The sequence below is a fragment of the Streptomyces sp. NBC_01275 genome (assembly GCF_026340655.1).
Lineage (GTDB): Bacteria > Actinomycetota > Actinomycetes > Streptomycetales > Streptomycetaceae > Streptomyces.
This window is the reverse complement of the sequence record NZ_JAPEOZ010000001.1, coordinates 2598119-2617443: the sequence shown is the minus strand read 5'-3', so window position 1 is coordinate 2617443 and position 19325 is coordinate 2598119. Positions and strand designations below refer to the sequence as shown.

Annotated in this window: 14 protein-coding genes; 5 read left to right on the top strand and 9 right to left on the bottom strand. The window is 73.2% G+C overall.

Features of this window, described 5'->3' with window-relative positions:
• Positions 1-28 precede the first annotated feature (28 nt).
• Entirely contained in the window at positions 29-907 is an 879-nt protein-coding gene (locus OG562_RS11330) for a shikimate dehydrogenase (protein WP_266396324.1), read from the bottom strand.
• 170 nt (positions 908-1077) lie between these two features.
• Here OG562_RS11330 and OG562_RS11325 point away from each other — a divergent pair, with 170 nt between their 5' ends.
• Positions 1078-1467 (top strand): helix-turn-helix domain-containing protein, encoded by a 390-nt coding sequence (locus tag OG562_RS11325; protein WP_266396323.1) that lies wholly within the window; start codon positions 1078-1080, stop codon positions 1465-1467.
• Here OG562_RS11325 and OG562_RS11320 read toward each other — a convergent pair.
• The 4 genes from OG562_RS11320 to OG562_RS11300 all read right to left on the bottom strand — a co-directional run bounded on the left by OG562_RS11320 (position 1434) and on the right by OG562_RS11300 (position 11194).
• Positions 1434-4508, bottom strand: a complete 3075-nt coding sequence (locus OG562_RS11320) for a LuxR family transcriptional regulator (RefSeq protein WP_266396322.1) — start codon at positions 4506-4508, stop codon at positions 1434-1436. The two genes, OG562_RS11325 and OG562_RS11320, sit on opposite strands and share 34 nt — an antisense overlap.
• Before the next feature lie 308 nt (positions 4509-4816).
• Positions 4817-7900 (bottom strand): BTAD domain-containing putative transcriptional regulator, encoded by a 3084-nt coding sequence (locus OG562_RS11315; RefSeq protein WP_266396321.1) that lies wholly within the window; start codon positions 7898-7900, stop codon positions 4817-4819.
• A gap of 280 nt (positions 7901-8180) precedes the next feature.
• Positions 8181-10034 carry an HAD-IA family hydrolase gene (locus OG562_RS45990; RefSeq protein ID WP_323187501.1) on the bottom strand — a complete coding sequence of 618 codons (1854 nt, stop codon included), beginning with the start codon at positions 10032-10034 and terminating at the stop codon, positions 8181-8183.
• Positions 10031-11194 (bottom strand): DegT/DnrJ/EryC1/StrS family aminotransferase, encoded by a 1164-nt coding sequence (locus OG562_RS11300; protein WP_266396320.1) that lies wholly within the window; start codon positions 11192-11194, stop codon positions 10031-10033. The genes OG562_RS45990 and OG562_RS11300 overlap by 4 nt, the downstream gene beginning before the upstream one ends.
• 242 nt (positions 11195-11436) lie before the next feature.
• On the opposite strand from OG562_RS11300, the gene OG562_RS11295 reads away from it, so the two are divergent.
• Positions 11437-11871, top strand: coding sequence for a type II 3-dehydroquinate dehydratase (locus OG562_RS11295; RefSeq protein ID WP_266396319.1), 435 nt, complete (start codon positions 11437-11439; stop codon positions 11869-11871).
• 169 nt (positions 11872-12040) lie between these two features.
• On the opposite strand, the gene OG562_RS11290 is transcribed toward OG562_RS11295, so the two are convergent.
• Both OG562_RS11290 and OG562_RS11285 read right to left on the bottom strand, forming a co-directional pair.
• Positions 12041-13105: a 3-dehydroquinate synthase gene (locus tag OG562_RS11290; protein WP_266396318.1), complete on the bottom strand. Its 1065-nt coding sequence runs from the start codon at positions 13103-13105 to the stop codon at positions 12041-12043.
• Positions 13102-13923 (bottom strand): hypothetical protein, encoded by an 822-nt coding sequence (locus OG562_RS11285; RefSeq protein WP_266396317.1) that lies wholly within the window; start codon positions 13921-13923, stop codon positions 13102-13104. Before OG562_RS11285 ends, OG562_RS11290 begins: the two co-directional genes overlap by 4 nt.
• Positions 13924-14142: 219 nt before the next feature.
• Here OG562_RS11285 and OG562_RS11280 point away from each other — a divergent pair, with 219 nt between their 5' ends.
• Positions 14143-15327, top strand: coding sequence for a 3-deoxy-7-phosphoheptulonate synthase (locus OG562_RS11280; protein ID WP_266409184.1), 1185 nt, complete (start codon positions 14143-14145; stop codon positions 15325-15327).
• A gap of 134 nt (positions 15328-15461) precedes the next feature.
• Entirely contained in the window at positions 15462-16943 is a 1482-nt protein-coding gene (locus tag OG562_RS11275; RefSeq protein WP_266396316.1) for an MFS transporter, read from the top strand.
• A gap of 76 nt (positions 16944-17019) precedes the next feature.
• Here OG562_RS11275 and OG562_RS11270 read toward each other — a convergent pair whose 3' ends face one another.
• A complete protein-coding gene (locus OG562_RS11270; RefSeq protein ID WP_266396315.1) occupies positions 17020-17829 on the bottom strand; it encodes a thioesterase II family protein in 810 nt (269 codons plus the stop codon).
• A gap of 142 nt (positions 17830-17971) precedes the next feature.
• Between OG562_RS11270 and OG562_RS11265 the strand changes: the two genes are divergently transcribed.
• Positions 17972-18976 (top strand): ROK family protein, encoded by a 1005-nt coding sequence (locus tag OG562_RS11265; protein WP_266396314.1) that lies wholly within the window; start codon positions 17972-17974, stop codon positions 18974-18976.
• 99 nt (positions 18977-19075) lie between these two features.
• On the opposite strand, the gene OG562_RS11260 is transcribed toward OG562_RS11265, so the two are convergent.
• Positions 19076-19285: a DUF5988 family protein gene (locus OG562_RS11260; RefSeq protein WP_266396313.1), complete on the bottom strand. Its 210-nt coding sequence runs from the start codon at positions 19283-19285 to the stop codon at positions 19076-19078.
• Positions 19286-19325 lie beyond the last annotated feature (40 nt).

The following is a 19325-nucleotide window of genomic DNA, read 5'->3' as shown; positions in this document are numbered from 1 at the left end:
CGGGTGTTCGGATCCCCTATGGAATCCCCTATGACATCCCTGAGTTCGCGTCCGCAGGGGCCGCCGGATTTTCCGGCCAGCCGAAGAACGCGCGGTATTCGGTTACCTGGTTTTCCAGCATGTGGATGCCGTGGTGCACCGGGCGGCCGAGCGCGGCCGCCCGGCGCAGCAACGCCGTTTCATGGGGTTTCATGACGACGTCGGCGACCAGGGCGTCGGGCCGCACGGCCGCCGGATCGAACGGCAGCGGATCCTCGGGCCGCATCCCGAGCGGGCTGGCGTTCACGACGATGTCGGCGCGCGCGAGATCGCCGGGCCCGGCGGCGTACGCCCCCGCCGAACCGTGGGTGGAGGCGCCCGGCCGCTGGGTGGGGGCGCCCGGCCGCGCGAGCCGCGCCAGCAGCCCCGCCAGCCGTGCCTCGTCCGGATCGCGCACCGCGACCCGGGCCGCGCCCGCGGCCAGCAGGGCCGCCGCGACCGCGCCGCCCGCCCCGCCCGCGCCGGCCACGAAGACGTGCGCGCCCCGCACGGACCGCCCGGCGGCCCGCAGACCGCGTACGAAGCCGAGCCCGTCGAAGTTCTCCGCGAGCAGCCGGCCGTCCGGCTCCCGCCGCACCGCGTTCGCGGTCCCGGTGACCGCGGCGGCCGGCCCGAGCTCGTCCGCCACCGCGCACACGGCCGCCTTGTGCGGGACCGTCACCAGCAGCCCGTCCACGTTCCCGACCCGCATCAGCCCTCGTACGACGTCGGCGAGGTCGCCCCGCCCGACTTGCACGGGGACCACCACGGCGTCGACCCCGAGCCCGGCCAGCAACGGGTTCAGCAGCTCCGGCGCCCGCACCTGCGTCACCGGATCCCCCAGCACCGCGTACAGCCGCGTCGCCCCCGACACCCGTACGCCGGTCATCGCCGGCCCCCGCGGGTCAGGGCCGCTTCCGTCAGGGCCGCATCCGTCCTGACCGAATCTGGCCTGACCGAATCCGTCCTGACCGCGTGCGGCCGGCCCCCGCATGGGTGCATTCTTGTAACAGAGGCGATGGGGATGTGACCATAGAGGTCCCCCGAAGGAGGCTGGACATGCCGCAGACGAAGTCCCGGGACGCGGAGATCGAGGTCGAGGCCTGCCCCGTGCGGGAGGTGCTCGACCGGGTGGCCGGGAAGTGGAGCATCCTGATCATCGTGGCCGCCGCCCGCGGCCCGGTGCGCTTCACCGAGCTGGAGCGTTCGATCGAGGGCATCAGCCGTCGGATGCTCACCCTGACCCTGCGCAACCTCGAACGGGACGGCCTGCTGAAGCGCACCGTGTTCGCGACGGTGCCCCCTCGGGTCGACTACGAACTCACGGACATCGCACGGGAGTTGCATCGGTCGCTCCTCTCACTGACGGACTGGGCGGAACGCCATCGCGCGACCATCTCGGCCGCCCGGGTCGCCTATGACGCGGAGCGCCTGACCGCGGACGCCTGAGGCCGCCTCGACCGCCGGTGCGGCGAGATGGTCCCCAGGTCGGCGGGGAGATCCCGGCGCCGCTTCACGTCCAGCTTTCGGTAGACCCTGGTCAGATGCTGCTCCACGGTGCTGGAGGTGACGTAGAGCTTCGCCGCGATCTCGCGGTTGGTGTAGCCGAGCACCGCGAGGTGGGCGACCCGCCGCTCCGACTCGGTGAGCCGGCGCGCGTCCTGCGTCCGGGGCACGGTCGCGCGGCCCGGCTCCTGCACCGCGAGCAACTCCTCGGCCAGCGTCGACGCCCCGCAGGACACGGCCAGATGACGGGCCCGGCGCAGCGTGGTGCGGGCTCGCGAGCCGTCGCCGAGCGCCGAGTAGGCGCGGCCGAGATCGGCCAACACCCGTGCCTGCTCGTACTGGTCGCCGTTCTCCTCGAACAACTCGACAGCTTCCAGCAGCAGTTGGGGCCGACGCTCGGGCGCGCTCACCGCGGCCAGCATGCGCAGCGACCGGCCCCGGCCGCCGCCGTCGGCCGCGTCGGAACGGGTCAGCTGGTCGCGGACCAGCCGACGGGCCCGGTCCTCGTTGCCGAGCCGCAGCCACGCCTCGGCGGCGCCGGTGCGCCACGGGACCTGCGCTGCGGCCTCAAGCCCCAGCGACTGCACGAGGTCCCCGCAGGCCAGGAAGTCGGACAGACCGGCGTACGCGCGCCCGGCGGCCAGGTGGTGCAGGCCGCGGGCGTGCAGGTAGTACAGGCCGTGGCGGCCGGTGAACATGGCCTCCGGCGGCGCGAACGCCAGATACCGGCCGGCCTCGTCGAAGTCGCCGGACCGCACCGCCGCTGTGATCAGCGTGCCGAGCGGGAACCCCACGGCCACGCCCCACGCGTGGGACGGCAGCACCGTCAGCGCCTCCCGCGCACCGCGCAGCGCGCCGGCCAGATCGCCCCGCCGCAGCAGAGCCTCCGCACGCAGCGCCTCCAGCAGCGCGTGCCACACCGGCGCCCGTTCCCGGCCCCGGTCCGGTTCCCGGTCCCCGTATGCGGCGAGTACGGCGCAGCGCTCGAGTACGACGTCGGGGAGGCCGGCGTCGAGCAGCGCGAGCAGGGCCAGCGCGGCGCTCTCCTCGGCCCAGGGCCCGTCGCCGTGCGGGCGCAGGTTGCGCAGGGACTGCTCGATCCAGTCCGTCCGCTCGCCGGTGCGTCCGCTCACGAACAGCTCGGACAGCGCCCCGGCCGTCGCCAGCCAGGGATCCCCGCCGGACAGCACCCGCGGACCGGGACCGATGCCGACACCGATGCCGACGCCGACACCGGTACTGAGGCCGGTACGGAGGCCGGTACTGATACCGGTGCTGACGCCGCTGCCGTGCCCGGACGCCGTCGGACGGCCGGGCGTCGTCGCCCACCCCGCCGCCGGGGCTGCTCCGTGCCGGGCCAGCCGCGGGTAGGTGAACCTCAGCCAGGCGTCCAGGGCACGGCTCTCCGCCAGGAGCGCGGGATCGGCGGCGGCCGCCTCCCGCAGCCGGGCGAGCACGGCCTCGGCGTCGTCCTGGCGGCCGTGCCAGAGCAGCCGCCGGACCAGACCGGGCAGCCGGTCCGGGGTCAGCCGGCCGGCGCGCGTCGCGGCGACCAGCGCGGGCAGTCGGCGCAGCGCGGCGGACGGGTTGAGCCGCCACTCCGCTTCGGTGAGCTGGTCCAGCAGGGCGGCGCGGCCGGCCGGCTCCGGGCAGGCCTCGTGGGCCAGTTCGAAGTAGCGGGCCGCGCGTTCGCCGTGCCCGGCGAGGAGTTCGTGCTCCGCGGCCTCCGTCAGTACCGGTACCGCCCACGGTTCCACGCGCTGCCCGGACTCGGCGAGCCGACGGGCGACCGCCGGGGCGCTCTCGCCCACGGCGTGCAGCAGCTGGGCCGCGCGCCGGTTCAGCGCCGCGCGCTCGGCTCCGGTGACGGTGCCCGCCACGGCCGCCGCAGCGACCGGATGGGCGAACCGGCCTTCGTGCAGCACGCCCGCCGCGGTCAGCACGGCCAGGGCGCGCTCGACCGCCTCGGCGCCAGGCTCCCGCTCGAGTCCGGCGAGGGCGGCCACCCGGTCCGGTGCGCCGTACTCGCCGAGCACCGCCAGCGCCCGCGCGATCCCCAGCATCGCCGGGTCCCAGCGCCGCAGCAGACCCACCACGGCGGCCCCGTACCCCTGCTCGGTGACCCGGTACGGGCCGCTGCCACCACTGCTGTCGCCGCCACCGCCACCGCCGTCGCCGCTGCCGCGCCGCCAGTCCTCGACGAGGGCCTCCAGCAGCATCGGGCTGCCTCCGCTGAGCCGATGGAACTCCTCTGCGAGCCACGCCCGCCCCGGCTGACCCACGACCCGGGCCCGTCCCGGAACGTCCGCCGATCCGTCTACCGATCCGTTCACCGATCCGTCCGGCCGTCCGTCGGCCAGTCCTTCGATCAGCCCGTCCACCAGCCCGTCCACCAGCCCGTTTACCGGTCCGTCGCCGCCGAGCCGCTCGGCCACCAGCCGGGCGGTGCCCGCCGCGGACAGCGGCGACACGTCGAGCCGTTGCACCCGCGGGTCGGCCAGGAGTTCGGCGGCGAGGGGCGACGCCGAGCGGTTGTCGTCCCGCCGGGAGGTCGCCACCAGCAGGACCCGGGCCGCGCCGAGCCGACGGACGAGATAGAGCAGCCCCTGCACGGAGGCGGGATCGGCGTGGTGCAGATCGTCGACGGCGATGACCAGCGGGGTGTGCGCCGCCGTCTTCAGGATCCACCGGCAGAACTCGTGATGGTCGGGCGCAGCGGCCTCGGCCAGTGCGCCGGGCACCGGCAGGCTGTGCACCAGCTGGCTCAGCATGCCGCCCGCCAGCTCGCTCTCCAACGGCGAGCAGGTCGCCCGCAGTACGAGCAGCCCGGCCTCCTCGGCCCGTGCCGCGGCCTCGGCCAACAACGCCGTCCGGCCGCCGGCCGCCACTCCCTCCAGGAGCAGCACCTGGCCCCGTCCGGCCAGGGAATCACCGATCAGCGACCGGATCAGCGCCTCGTGATGGTCTCGCTCGATCAAACGCATAACACTCTCCACAGCGGTACGGGGCCGTGGACACCGGCCCGCCAGAGGTTCGACGACTGTCAAACTAAGAAGCGGCGGACAGCTGTTTCAACGGGCGCTGAGCGGCGAGTGGACCGGCGATTACCGGCCGGTTGGCCTGTGCGCCGAACGGCCCGAGACAGTGGGCGCGAGCGGACGTCGACCGAAGGCGCAGCGGAGAGAGACACAGAGAGACACGAGGTACCACGAGGTAAGACGGGGTAACGCGGGGAAACGCGGAGAGACGGAGGGAAGGCGAGGAGAAGGCGGCGGCCCGGCCCGTACGGCGGTCAGGCGGGCGACTTCGCCTCGTGCCGCCGGTGCAGCGGGCGTAGCCACTGAGGGCGGCCCACGGGCGAGAACTCCTGGGCCACGCGGTAGTAGTACTCGGCCGCGCCCACCGCCCCCCGCTCGCGGGCCAGTTGCCCCGCCTCCAGGAGCAGCGCGCCGACCCGGCCGGAGACGTCGCCGTCGGGCCGCCGGGCCGCCGCAGCGTGGTGCACCGCCCTGCGGCAGTGGTGCAGCACCAGCGCGGGCGACCGGTCCGGCTGCGCGGCCAGCCAACGGGCCGCCCGCAGATGCTTGTCGGCCCGTACGGTGTGCGGCAGCCGGGCGTAGGCGACCTCGGCGACCAGGTCGTGGACGAACTGGTACTCCACCGCGCCCAGGTCGGGGCAGCGACGGCACCGCCTGAGGAACCCGCGGCGCTCCAGGCCCGCCAGTGTCTCCGACGTGTCGCCCGACGCCTGGCCCAGCGCGGCCAGTTCGAGGTCGAGGAAGCTGCCGTCGAACAGGGAGGCGTCGTAGAGCAGGGTCTTCTCCGCCTCGGGGAGGGTGTCGATACGGGCCGAGACGACGGAGTGCACGGCCGGCGGCACGGGGATCCGCCCGCCGGGGTGGGGTCCGTCGGCGAGGGAGCCGTTGGCGAGGGAGCCGGCGTACTCAATGGCGAACAGCGGGTTTCCGCCCGACCGCTCCGCCAACGTCGCGCGCAGCTCCGCCGTCGCGCCGCCGTCCCCGGGTGCGGGCAGCAGACCGTCGAGCAGGACGTCGATCGCCGGGCGCGGCAACGGTTCGAGGGTGAGGGTGGTGGCGCCCGGCCGGCCGGCGGCCCAGTAGGCGGTGCGGTCGGCGAGTTCCGGCCGGGCCGTGACCACCACGAGCAGAGGCAGTTCGCCCACCGCCTCCACCAGCCCTCCGACGAAGGCCGACACCGCGTCGTCGACCCGCTCGAGGTCCTCCAGGACGACCACCAGGGGCTCACGGGCGGCGAGTTCCTCGACGAGCCTGCGCCAGGCGAGGAACACCGAGTCGTCCTCGGCGGACGGCAGCGCATGGCACGCCGAGCCCCCTGGGCGGGCGATCAACCTCCGCAGCCCGTCGGTCAGTTGAGCGGCGATCCGCCCCGGTCCGACCAGCGCGCTCACCGCGTCCCGCAGCCCGTGGTCCCGGCCGAGCTCCGAGTCGCCGTCCGCGACACCGACGTACGAACGGACCACCTCGGCCAGGCAGACGTACGGTTCCTCCGGCCTGAGGGCGGTGTTGGCGCCGATCAGGCAGCGGGGGCCGTCGGTCTCGGCCAGGGTGCGTCGCAGCTCCCGCACGAGCCGGCTCTTGCCGATGCCCGCCTCGCCGAGCACGGTCACCAGATGGGGTCGCCCACTGCGCCGTACCTCCTGGGCCCACCAGGCGAGTTGGTGCAGTTCCCGGTCGCGGTCCACGAACGGCGGCTCGGGCCGCGCGGTCGGCGCGGTCGGCGCGGGCACGGTGACGTCGTGGCCGCCGGACGGCGCGGCGGCCGTCTCGAAGCCGAACTGCTCCGCGCACAGCCCGCGCGTCGCGTCGCACACCCGGACCGCGCCCGGCGCCGCGGCGAACAGCAGATCCAGGCCCGTCTGGAACAACCGCCCCGTGACGTCGAAGGGTTCGCCGCCCGCCGCAACCAGCGCCTCCCCGGTGGCGACCGCGACCCGCAGCCGGAAGCCGGCCCCGGTGTGTCCGGCCAGCTCCACCGCCGTGCGGACCGCGCGCAGCGCGTCGTCCTCCCGGACCCGGTCGGCCCCGAACACACACAGGCTGAGCGGCCCCAGCTCCCCGAGACCGCTCCCGCCGGCCCGGCGAGCACGATCCCGTACGACGGCACGGGCCTCGTCGAGCAGCTGCTCGACCGCCTCCGGAGCGGTGATGCCGGCCGGCGTCTCGACGCGCACGAAGACGGCCGTAACCCGTTTCTGCTCGTCGCCGCCCACGCCCCGGCCCATGCCCCCGTCTCCGCCCCCGATCCCGGGCTCGGACGGTTCCGTGCGCACCGCGGTGGCCGGGGGCGACGGGGAAGGCTCCGTAGCTCCGGTCGGTCGGCGGCGGCTGCCGAGTGCCGACGGCGACGCCGCCGTAGAAGCCCGTGCGGAGGCGGCGGGTACGGCGGGTTCGACGGAGGCGGAGGCCGATGCGGAGGCAGAGGCAGAGCCAGAGGCGGCGGCGGAGGTGGAGGAAGGGGCGGCGGCCGGTGTCCGTCGGGTCGTCGGCTCGCGGGTCGGTGCGGAGGTCGCGTGGATCGCGGCCCCGCCCGACGGCCACAGCGCCGGATCGTGGTCGAGGATCGCCCGTTCCAGCTCCCGCAGTTCGGGCCCGGGATCCAGGCCCAGCTCCTCCACCAGCGCGGCGCGGGTACGCCGGTACACGCCGAGCGCCTCGGCCTGGCGCCCCGAGCGGTACAGCGCCAACATCAGCTGCCGGCACAGACGTTCGCGCAGCGGCTCGGCGCTGACGACGGCCTCCAGTTCGCCGAGGATGCCGACGTGGCGGCCGGCCGCGAGCGCCGCCTCCATCCGGTCCTCCAACACCGTGAACCGGTCGTTCTGCAGCGCGGTGAGCTCGGGCCAGTCGTAGCCGCCCTCGGCCAGGTCGGCCAGCGCCGGGCCGTTCCACAGGGCGAGCGCCCGGCGGAGCTGATGGTCGGCCTCGTCCCAACGGCCGAGGGCGAGGGCCGTCTGCCCACGCCGGGACAGCTCCCGGAACTCGCACAGGTCGACGGCGGCCGGATCGGCCCGCAGGACATAGCCGGGAGCATGGGTGAGGAGCGTCTCCGAGCCGCGAGGCCCGCCGGATCGCCCATCGGCCCGCCCATCGGACCGCCCCTCGCCGGATCCGTCGGCCAGCGCCCGCCGCAGACCGGACACGGCGTTCTGCAGGATCTTGCGTGCGGTGGGCGGCGCCTCCTCGCCCCACAGGGCCTGCAGCAGCTGACCGGTGGAGACCACGTCGTTGGTGTGGAGCAGGAGATAGCCGAGCGTCGCCCGACGGCTTATTCCGCCCAGCGGGATCGGGATGTCGTCCCGCAACACGTGCAGAGGGCCGAGCAGACGAAACCTCATCAGACACCGAACCTCACGTCGGCGGGCTCTCCCGGTGGAAATCCGGTTCACGGCGACTGTAGCTCGCATCAGTTTTTTCCTCAACGACCCGAGAATTCGACGTTCCACGAAAGGAGAGTTCGGTGCTTTTCGGCTTCAGAATTTGTAAAGCGCTGACATTCCTCTGAGGTATATCCAGCGCCGGGCGGTGTTGAGTTCGCACCGGGCGAAGCGGAATGCGGTTTCCCGATTTTCCGCTCCGCCCGAGGCCCAGCGCTCAGCGCAACGCGGTCCCCAGCGCTCAGCGCAACGCGGTCCCCGCCGCGGCCGGCAGACAGAACTCGGCCAGCTCCGCCGGCTTGCGCGCCGCGAAGTCGGGGTCCGCCGCCAGCAGGGCCCCCTCGTCCGTCTCGCCCCACAGCGCGGCGATGGCCGGCACCCCCGCACCACGGGCCGCCGCCAGGTCCGTCACGGCGTCGCCGACCATGACCGCCTCCTGCGGGCCGACGTCCAGCAGCCGCAGGGCGCGCAGCACGATGTCCGGCGCCGGCTTGGCGCGGGGGACCTCGTCGGAGCCGATGACATGGTCGAACAGGCCGATGACCCCGAGGCGTTCCAGCAGGTGGCGCGCCCGCCAGCCGGCCTTGCCCGTCGCCACCGCGGTCCCGATCCCCTGGTCCCGCAGCTGGCGCAGCAGCTCCTCCACCCCGGGGAAGAGCGTGACCTGGTCGGCCAGCCGGGTGCTCTCCCGGACGAAGGGCTCCTCCATCTCCAGGGGCAGGCCCATGATCCGCATGATGTCCGGGAAGTAGCGGCCCAGATGACGGTTGTACTCGGCGAACGGCGGCTCGCCCGCGCCGACCGCCTCGCGGTAGGCGTAGGTGAAGGCCTGCCGCATCACGCCGAAGCTGTCGACCAGGACACCGTCGAGATCGAAGACCACGGCGCGCAGCGGAGAAGCCGGCAGCGGAGAAGCCGGCAGCGGAGAAGTCGGCAACGGGGAGGTCGGCAGCGGCGAGGTCGGCAGTGGAGCGGCCGGCCGTCGGGCGGGCGCGGCGGAGGCGTAGAGGCGCTCGATGGAGTCGACGGTCCGGCGCGCCTCGCGGATCGCCGCGCCGCGGGCGGCCGGGTCCGACCAGCGCGTCGCGAGATCGTCGAGCAGCCGGTCGTACTCGGCGCCCACCGGCTCCTCGGCGACCGGCACCGCCTGCACCTCGCCTCGCCGGGTCAGCGTCAGGACCGGACCGCCCCGCCGGTCGGGGCTGAACCCGAAGGTGCAGGTCAGGGCCAGGGTTCCGGTGCTGCCCTCGACGACCACGGTGGTGACGTCGCTCGGCTGGTGCGAGGCCCAGCCCGCGGTGAGGGACACCGACACGCCCTCCTCGGTCACGAGGAACCCGCGGGCCGTGTCCTCTACGTCGCCGAAGGTCCCGGCGGTCCCGTCCCGGCGCCAACCGGCCCGTAGGCCGGGGTCGTTGATGAAGTCGTCGGACAGCGAGCCGACGACGTGCCGGAACCGCCCGGGCGGCAGCAGCGGCGCCACCACGTCCAGCAGATGCCAGCCCAGGTCGACCAGCGCCCCGCCGCCGGAGAGCCGACGGCTGGTGAACCAGCCCGCCCCGTCCGGGATGCCCCGCGCGCGAACCCAGCCGGCCGACACATGCCGTACGTCGCCCACGTCGTCCGCCAGTTCGAGCAGCGTGCGCACGTCGGCGCGGAACCGGGCCGCGCTGCCGGCCAGGAGCACCGCGCCGCCCGCCGCCTCGGCGGCGGCCAACCGGTCGGCCTCGGCCGACGTCAGACAGACCGGCTTCTCGACGAAGGCCGGGACGCCGGCCCGCAGGACGGTCTCCGCCACGGAGGCGTGCAGATGGTTCGGCACCGCGACGACGGCCAGGTCGACCGCGCCGGCGGGCAGCTCCGCGACCGAGGCGTACGTCGGCGGCGCGCCCTCGCTCGTGTCCCCGCCCGTACCCCGGCGCACATCCCCGTTCACGCCGGCGCTCGCTGCTGCGCGCGCCCCCGGATCGGGGTCGACGACGGCCGCGACGGTGAACGCCGGGTGCGCGGTGAGCCGGGGCAGCCAGATGGAGCGCGCCGCCCAGCCCGCGCCGATGACCGCCACCCGCACGGGTGAGGTGCGTCGGCCGGTCACAGCGCGCCCACGGCGTCGGAGACGATCTCGGCGATCTGGTGCATCTGCTGCTCGGTGCCGAGCAGGGTGCGGTGGTGCAGCCAGACGGTGTCGGTGTACACGGCCTCCGTCACCGGGCAGCGGGCGGCCAGCTCGGCCACCGACAGCTGCGGTGCGCCGGTCTCCCAGAAGCCCGGGCAGCGGTAGATCGCCCGGAACGCGGCGAACGCCGGGACGCCCCGCTCGATCAGCGCGTCGACCAGCCGGTTGCGGCGCTCCTCGGTGATGCCCGGGATCCGGAACATCATCATGTAGTGCGGATTGCGGTCGGCCCGCTCGTCGCGGCTCTGCGCCACGACGCCGTCGATGCCGTTCAACAGCCCGGTCAGCAGCGGGGCCCGCTGCTCGCGGGTGTCGATCTGGCCGTCGAGCCGGGCGAGCTGGGCCCTGAGCACGGCGGCGGTGAACTCGTTCATCCGGAAGTTGGAGCCGGAGGTCTGGTGGAAGTAGCCGCGGTCCGTCGGCGGGCGGCCGCAGCTGTGCCGCAGGAACGCCTCCTCGTACTGGCCCTGTTCGGTGAAGGTCACCGCGCCGCCCTCGCCGGCCGTCATCAGCTTGCCGTTCTGGAAGCTGAACGCGGCGACCGAGCCGAACTCGCCCACCCTGCGGCCCCGCCAGCGCGCGCCGTGCGCGTGCGCCGCGTCCTGCACGATCGGGACGCCGCTGTCGGCGGACAGCTTCTCCAGCGCGTCCATGTCGGAGACCTGCCCCGCCATGTGCACGGGCATGATCGCGGCGGTCTTCCGGCCGATCGCCCGCTCGGCGGCGGCGGGGTCGATGCACAGGGTGCCCGGGTCGATGTCCACGGGCACCGCGACCGCGCCGAGGCGCTGCGCGGCCTGGGAGGAGGAGATGAACGTGAAGGCCGGCACGATCACCTCGGAGCCCGGGCCGACGCCGAGCACCTGGAGGGCGAGCTCCAGGGCGTGGGTGCCGTTGGTCACCGCCAGGGCGTGTTCCGCGCCGTGATACTCCGCGAACTCGCGTTCGAACGCGGAGACCTCGCCGCCGCCCATGCGCCACCACTGGCCTTGCTCCAGGGCGCGGCCGAGGGCGAGGCGCTCGGCATCGTCGAACTGTGGCCACTCCGGGAATTCCGGAACCTCTCGGGAAACGTTCACAGTCCCTGTCCTTCTGCTCGCTTCAGGTTGCTTGAGACGTTGCTTGAGACGTTGCTTGAGGTGGTGCTTGAGATGCGTTCGATGTGCAGAAAACTAGCCCGGAAATTCGGTGCGGACGCACCCCTAAGACCCCCCTGAATTCGGGCTGCTATACCCGTGTCTCCGAGGTGGGGGCGCTGGTGGGCGCTTTTCGGGAATACAGTCGGAACGCATCGGAAGCGTCGATCGAAAAGGGTGATGTCATGAGCCGGCTGCTACTGGTCAACGGTCCGAATCTCGGCATTCTCGGCCGCCGCCAGCCCGAGATCTACGGGACCGACACCCTGGCGGACATCGAGAAGGCCGTCGCCGAGGAGATCGCCGACCGGGGCTGGACGCTGACCAGCGTCCAGGACGACTCGGAGGGCGCGCTCGTCCGCGCGGTCAACGACAGCCCCGACACCGTGGGGGCCATCGTCAACCCCGGCGCCCTGATGATGGCCGGCTGGAGCCTGCGGGACTCCCTGGCCGCCTATCCCCACCCCTGGATCGAGGTCCACATCTCCAACATCCACGCCCGCGAGCACTTCCGCCACGAGTCCGTCCTCGCCCCGCTGGCCCGAGGCGTGATCGTGGGCCTGGGCACCCAGGGCTACCGCTTGGCGGCGCGTGCTCTGCTGGATCTGACGTCTGTCTGACGACCGCCTGGCGGCCGTCTGATCGCAGGAAGCCGACGGGCTCCGGGAGGGCGACGACTCCCGGAGCCCCGTTTCTGTTTCCGTACCGGCCTGTGTCCCTGCCTCCGTTCCTGCCTCCGTCCCTGCCTCCGTCCCTGCCTCCGTCCCTGCCTCTGTCCCCGCCTCTGTTTCAGTCGTGGGGCATGGCGGCCAGGCAGGCCCGCACCGCCGACTCGGGCACGTCGTCTGCCAACTCCGCGCCGACGGGCCCGTCGAGGACGAAGGCGAGATGGCCCGAGGGGCTCGTCGCGGCCTTCTTGTCCCGGCCCATCAGGGTGATCAACCGGTCGGGGTCGACGTTCGCGGGCAGCCGCCACGGCAGCCCGTAGTGCCGTACGACCGCGAGGTGTTCGTCGACACGGGCCTGGTCGATACGGCCGAGAGCGCCCGCGAGCCGACCGGCGAACACCGTGCCCACGGCCACCGCCTCACCGTGCCGCAGGCCGAAACCGGTCTCCGTCTCCAGCGCGTGGCCCAACGTGTGCCCGTAGTTCAGCAGGTGCCGCAGACCCGCGTCCCGCTCGTCGGCCGACACGATCTGCGCCTTGCGCCGCACACTCGCGGTGATCTGCTCGGCGGTGCTCAGCCCCCGCAGGTCACCGGCGCCGATGAAGTGACAGCGCGCGATCTCGCCGTAGCCGTTGCGCCACTCGCGCTCGGGCAGCGTGCGCAGATAGTCCGTGTCGCACAGCACCGCCTTCGGCTGCCAGTACGCGCCGACCAGGTTCTTGCCCTCGGGCAGGTTGACGGCGGTCTTGCCGCCGGTGCTCGCGTCCACCTGGGCGAGCAGCGAGGTCGGCAGATGGATCACGGAGACGCCCCGGTGGTAGAGGGCGGCCGCCAGTCCGACCGTGTCCGTGGTCGTGCCGCCGCCGCAGGAGATCACGACGTCCTCGCGACCGAGCCCGGCCTCGGCGAACTCCCGACACAACGCGCTCACCGTCGCGAGCGTCTTGTTCTCCTCGCCGTCCCGCGCCTCGATCACCCGGTACGGCACCCCGGGATCGGGCACCAGCTCGGCGGGCCGCGCCGAGACGATCACCGCCCGGCTCGCCCCCACCCCCGCGACGACCTCCGCCAACCGCTCCCGAACCCCGGCCCCGACCCACACGTCGTACGACCGCACCCCCAACTCCACGCGGACCACGCCTATTTCGCCGACACTCGGCAACGCGTGCCGCACTCCCGCGTTCATCCCCGCTCCCCGGCAGTCGCGGCCGGGACCCGGGACGGGCGTCGGACGAGTTCGCCGCGGACGGCGAGGGCCGCGGCGGCGCTCACCCCGGCCGGGATGCCGAGGCGGTCGTGGGCCGAGGCGGACTGGGCGAAGAGCAGATAGTGCTCGGGCAGGCCGCAGCCCGGCCGTTGCCGCCGGACGGCCTGGCGGGTGCCGTGCAGATACGCCTCCAACGCCTCCCCGAAGGCGTCCTCGAACGGCGTCGGCGCCTCCGTCGGTTCCTCGGGCACGTCCGCCTCCCTCAACTCCGCCTCGACCGCCAGCTCCACCCGTCGCCCCGCGGTCAGTCGGGCCGACCAGCGTTCCCAGCACTGGAACAGGAACCCCGCCCGCCCGGCCGGCGCCGTCAGCCGGGCGAGGCCGCGCAGATGGGCGACCGCGAGGCCGTACGCCTCCTGGGGAGCGGGCGGTGTGCCGTCCGGCCGTACCGTCAGGGCGAACTCGCTGGCCACCGAGGCCAGTTCGTCGTGCACATCGCGCTCGCTCTCGTGCGGATGGCCGACCGGCCGCTCCACGAGCCGCTCGGCGGACAGCCGCCAGCCGGACTCCGGTGCGCCGCGCAGCAGTTGCGCCGCCTCGCGCCGGGTCCCGGGACGGGCGTCGATCCACAGGTCGACGGACCGGCCCGCCGGATCGTCGTCGGCGCGGGAGAAGAAGAAGCACGCGCCCGGATCCTTCGCCCGGACAAGCCGTGCCGCGCGCGGCACCACGGCGGGCAGACCCGGGGGCGCGTCGGCGCCGCCGTACAGGGACACGAACAACCATTGCCGAGCCATAGCGGTATCCACCTCGACCGTCAGATTGAGGTCACTTGATGACCGATTCCGTCGTCGACAGTAATAATCCGTGACGGCGGCGCGCAATTGACGATCCATGGGAGTGAAGAGGTCGGTGAAACTGAGGGAGTTGTTAGGGGTACGCATAGGGGATCATCCCGGAGTTCTAATGGCTGCGTGTATTCGACTCTTTCCTCATCGTCCCTCTCCCCGCCCGCCCTGGAATGGTCCGAACGGATCTCCGCGGCCCTGAGCCGGCCCGCGGCCCAGCAGCCGCCCTGGCCCGACCCCGGACAGGTGCGGTCGGTGTCGGCGTTCCTGGCCACCCTGCCCCCGCTCGTCACCCCCGAGGAGATCCGGGCCCTGCGCCGGCAGACCGCGCGCGTCGCCCGGGGCGAGGCCTTCCTCCTCCAGGGCGGGGACTGCGCGGAGACCTTCGACGCGCCCCGCGAGCACCTCGTGGGCACCGCCGCCACCCTGCTCAGGATGGCGGCGGTGCTGGCCGAGGCCACCGGGACGCCGGTCGTCCCGGTCGGCCGGCTCGCCGGCCAGTACGCCAAGCCGCGCTCCGACGCCGTCGACGGACTCGGACTGCCGGTCTACCGCGGCGACATCGTCAACGCACCCGCACCGGACCCGCACCAGCGCATCCCCGACCCGGTCCGCATGATCCAGGCCCACCGCACCGCGCGGGCCGCCCTCGACCTGCTGCGCACCGGCCGCTTCACCGGCGTCCACACCAGCCACGAGGCGCTCCTGCTCGACTACGAACGCCCCCAGTTGACGGTGGACCCGACCGACGGACTGCTGTACGGCGGCTCCGCGCACCTCCTCTGGATCGGTGAACGGACCCGCCGACTCGACGGCGCCCACGTCGCGTTCGCCGAACTGATCGCCAACCCGGTGGCGGTGAAGCTCGGTCCGGGCGCCACCCCGGCAGAGGCCGCCGAGTACGCCGAACGGCTCGACCCGCACGGCGAACCCGGCCGGCTCACCCTGATCAGCCGTATGGGCAGCGCCCGGGTACGGGAGGTGCTGCCCGCGCTCGTCGAACGGGTCGCCGCCACCGGACGCCAGGTCGTCTGGCAGTGCGACCCGATGCACGGCAACACCCGGGTGTCCGCGCTGGGTTACAAGACCCGGCACTTCGACGACGTCGTCGACGAGCTCGAGGGCTTCTTCGAGGTCCACCGGGCGCTCGGCACCCACCCCGGCGGAGTCCACCTGGAGTTCACCGGCGACCGGGTGACCGAATGTCTCGGCGGCCCGGGCGAGGTCACCGAATCCGACCTCGGCGGACGCTACGAGTCCACCTGCGACCCCCGGCTCAACGTCGACCAGGCGTTGGAACTGGCGCACCGGATCGCGGAACTCTCGGCAAAGGGAACATCCCTGTTCCGGTAAGAGGAACACCGGTGTTCCCGTAAAAGGAACATCCCTGTTCCCGTGTCACAAGAAAGTGCCTTCTTCCGTGCCCGCCCAAGGGCACGCATCATGGTTCCTGTAACAAACAATGCCCTATTGGAGGCGAACCGGAAATGGGCCAGCCCGCCCCCCGCACAAACAGTTCACCCTGGCTGACCATCGCGGTGCTGTGCATCGGCCAGATGATGATCGTCCTCGACCAGAACATCGTGAACGTGGCGCTGCCGGCCGTCCAGCGTGGCATCGGTTTCTCCGAGGAGAACCTCGTCTGGGTGGTGAACGCCTACGTCATCCCGTTCGGCGGTCTGCTGCTGCTCGCGGGACGCCTCGGCGACCTGATCGGCCGCAGGACCGTCTTCCTCACCGGGATCGCGCTGTTCGCCGCCGCCTCGCTGCTCTGCGGCTTCGCGACCAACGAAGCGTCGCTCATCGCGTTCCGCTTCGTGCAGGGCGTCGGCGGCGCCATCGCGTCCGCCTGCATCCTCGGCATGGTCGCGACCATGTTCTCCGAGCCGCGCAAGCAGGCCCAGGCCATCGGCGCCTACAGTTTCGCCTCGGCGGGCGGCGGCGCGGTCGGTCCGCTGCTCGGCGGCGTGCTCACCGAGTACCTGAACTGGAACTGGATCTTCTTCATCAACGCCCCCATCGGCGCCGTCCTCGTCCTGGTCGGCCTGCGCTCGATCCCGAAGGAGCGCGGTCAGGGCCTGGGCAAGGGCACCGACTTCCTCGGCGCCCTGCTGGTCACCGCCGGCATGATGCTCCTCGTCTACACCATCGTCGACGCCGAGCAGGTCGGCTGGGGCTCGGTCCAGACGCTCGCCCTAGGCCCGCTGGCCGTGCTGCTGATCGTCGGGTTCGTGGTCCGGCAGGCCGTGGTGGCCCAGCCGCTGCTGCCGCTCGGACTGTTCCGCTCCCGCAGCCTGACCGCGGCGAACATCGTGCAGTTCATGATGATCGCGGGCATGTTCGGCCTGCTGTTCTTCGGCACGCTCTACGTCCAGCGGGTGCTCGGCTACAGCCCGCTGGAGGCCGGCCTCGGCTTCGTGCCCATCGCGGTCGTCATCGCGACCGTCTCCCTCGGGTTCTCGGCCCGGCTCATCACCCGCTTCGGCCAGCGGCCCATGCTGTTCTCCGGGATGGTGCTGATCGTCGCGTCCTTCGTCATGCTCTCCTTCGCCCGCGTCGACGGCACCTACGCCGTGGACTTCCTGCCCGCGAGCCTCGTCATGGGCCTCGGCTTCGGACTGGCCGCGCCGGCCATGATGGGGCTGGGCATGGGCGCCGTGTCGCCGCAGGAGGCGGGCATCGCGTCCGGGCTGTTCAACACCACGCAGCAGATCGGCGGCGCGATCGGACTCACCGTGCTCAGCGCGTTCGTCACGGCGCGCACGGACTCCCTCACCCAGGCCGGCGAGAGCGAGGCGGCCGCCCTGCTCGGCGGCTACCGCCTGGCCTTCCTGCTGGCCGCCGGGTTCGTCCTGGCCGCCCTGGTCATCGGCGCGGCGATGCTGCGCACGAGCCCCCGGCCCAGCGAACACGAGGAGCCCGGCCTGACAGCGGTCGCACCGGACCCCAAGGACGTCCCGGTCCTCTGACCGACCCACCCTGCACAGAGCTCTTGGCGGTACGGGATCCCCGTACCGCCAAGAGCTTCCGTGCACGTTCTCCTCCCTATGCGCCCGCCGCCCCGTCCCCGCGCAAACGGCGCAGCGCCTGCGCGACCGTCGTCGACACGGCCTCCTTCTGGCCCTCCAGATAGAAGTGGCCGCCGGAGAAGGTGTGCACCTCGAAGGCGCCGGCGGTGTGCCCGTGCCAGGCGTGCGCCTCCTCGCGGGTGGTGTGCGGGTCGGCGTCCCCGACGAGCACCACGACCGGCGCGCCGATCCGGGCGTCGGCGTCGGCCCGGTAGCTCGCGACGGCGCGGTAGTCGCTGCGCAGCGCGGGCAGCACCATGCCGAGCAGTTCGGGATCGGCGAGGATCCGGGAGTCCGTGCCGCCCAGGGACCGGATGTCCGCCACGATGCTCGCGTCGTCGCGCGGCACGTCGGCCTCCGTCCGGACCCGGCCCGGCGCGCGCCGCCCGGAGGCGAACAGCGCCACGGGGCCGCTGCCGCCGTGCCGTTCCATCAGCCGGGCCACCTCGAAGGCCACCAGGGCGCCCATGCTGTGCCCGAACAGCGCCACCGGCCGGCCCGCGCCGCCGAGTCCGGCCTCGACCAGCGCCTCGTGCGACTGCCGGGCGAGCTCGTGGACGTCGTCGACGGGGGGCGCCTGATGGCGTTCCTGCCGCCCCGGATACTGCACGACCGTCACGTCGACGGAAGGGGCCAGAGCCGCGGACAGGGGTGCGTAGTACGGCGCGGAGCCGCCCGCGTGCGGGAAGCAGACGAGACCGACCTGTGCGTCGGGGGCGGGGTGGTAACGGCGTATCCACTGCTGGGAAACAGGAGAAGAGGCAGGAGCAGGATTCGGAAAAGGCATGTGTCGTCCTTCCGGAGGCCGGTCGTATCACCGTCAAGATGGCCGACGGAAAGGAGGCGGACAACCCCTAACCGCCCCCCGAATTTCTCCTTTCCGAAGGCGTTTTATGAGAATCTCGGAAATTCCGCGGCGACAGGAGACGTTGAAGAGTTCACTGGGAAACAGACGGAAACGGAAGGGGAAGACCATCAGTTACCCCGGATCTCCCGAATACCTGGGCATCGACATCGGCGGGACCAAGGTCGCCCTGCGCCTTCAGAACCACAGGGGCGAGAACACGGCCGAGGAGACGTTCCGCTGGCCCGCGGCCCGCGATCCCGCCGCCGACCTGGACCTGCTCGCCGACCGCATCCGGTCCCTGCTCGCGCGCCGGCCGGCCGGACTCGCCGGCGTCGGCATCGCCCTGCCCGCGCTCTGCAACCCCGCCGGCCGGGTGCTCACCTGGCCGGGGCGGCCCAGCTGGGCGGGGCTCGACCTGACGGCCGCGCTGCACCGCATGCTGCCCGACGTCCCCCTGGTCCACGCCGACGACGGCGACCTCGCCGCCCTCGCGGAGGCCCGCGCCGCGGACCGCGCGAACGTGCTGTACCTGGGCGTGGGCACCGGCGTCGGAGGAGGAGTGGTGCACGAGGGGCGGCTGTGGCCGGGCCCGGGGCGCGGCTCCTGCGAGATCGGCCATCTCGTCGTCGACCTGTCCGGGCCCCGGTGCGACTGCGGACGCATCGGCTGTGTGCAGGGCGTCGCCTCGGGACCGGCCACCCTGCGCCGGGCCGCCGCACTGCGCGGCCGCCCGGTCGACTTCGCCGAACTGACCGCCGCGGTGCGCGCCGGGGAGCCGTGGGCGACGTCGGCGGTCGACGTCGGCGCCGGGGCTCTGGCGGCCGCCGCCGTCGGCGTCGCCGAGCTGGCCCGTCCCGAACTGATCGTGGTGGGCGGTGGATTCGGCATCGGGGTGCCGGGCTTCGTGGAGTCCGTCGCCGCGCGGGTCCGCGAACTCGCCCGCCCCGGCGTCCCGCCCGTCCCCGTGACCCCCGCCGAACTCGGCGGACTGTCCTCGCTGTACGGCGCACTGCATCTCGCCCGAGACGCCTTCGGGCCGACACAGGCCCCCGCGCACGTCCCGCTGGAGGTCGCCCGGTTGCCCTAGCGCGGCGCACGGAAGAAGGTCCCGTGGTCCGGAAGTCCGGGCCGCGGGACCTTCGTTCGGCGGGACGCCTCAGGCGTAGGGCCGCCTCAGGCGTACGGCTCACTCGGCGATGGCCGTCCGGGTGGTCCAGTGGAAGACCGCCAGTTCCTCGCCGTCGATCACCTTGAACTCCCCGTGGTGGACGAAGTGTTCGTACCCCGCCTCGAAGCGGTGCTTGATCTTCTCCGTCAGGGAGGGGGTGTGACGGACGCGTTCCTCGGCCGGTAGGGCGGACGGGCCGCCGACCAGCAGGGCCTTGACGTTCTGCACGGTGAAAACCTCCGGTGTGCGAGACAGCGGGACTGACGCC

Coding starts and splice junctions, on each gene's coding strand:
- OG562_RS11275 (WP_266396316.1), top strand. CDS start 15,462: ATGGGCCAGCCCGCCCCCCGCACAAACAGTTCACCCTGGCTGACCATC.
- OG562_RS11320 (WP_266396322.1), bottom strand. CDS start 4,508: ATGCGTTTGATCGAGCGAGACCATCACGAGGCGCTGATCCGGTCGCTG.
- OG562_RS11285 (WP_266396317.1), bottom strand. CDS start 13,923: ATGGCTCGGCAATGGTTGTTCGTGTCCCTGTACGGCGGCGCCGACGCG.
- OG562_RS11315 (WP_266396321.1), bottom strand. CDS start 7,900: ATGAGGTTTCGTCTGCTCGGCCCTCTGCACGTGTTGCGGGACGACATC.
- OG562_RS11270 (WP_266396315.1), bottom strand. CDS start 17,829: ATGCCTTTTCCGAATCCTGCTCCTGCCTCTTCTCCTGTTTCCCAGCAG.
- OG562_RS11295 (WP_266396319.1), top strand. CDS start 11,437: ATGAGCCGGCTGCTACTGGTCAACGGTCCGAATCTCGGCATTCTCGGC.
- OG562_RS11290 (WP_266396318.1), bottom strand. CDS start 13,105: ATGAACGCGGGAGTGCGGCACGCGTTGCCGAGTGTCGGCGAAATAGGC.
- OG562_RS11325 (WP_266396323.1), top strand. CDS start 1,078: ATGCCGCAGACGAAGTCCCGGGACGCGGAGATCGAGGTCGAGGCCTGC.
- OG562_RS11330 (WP_266396324.1), bottom strand. CDS start 907: ATGACCGGCGTACGGGTGTCGGGGGCGACGCGGCTGTACGCGGTGCTG.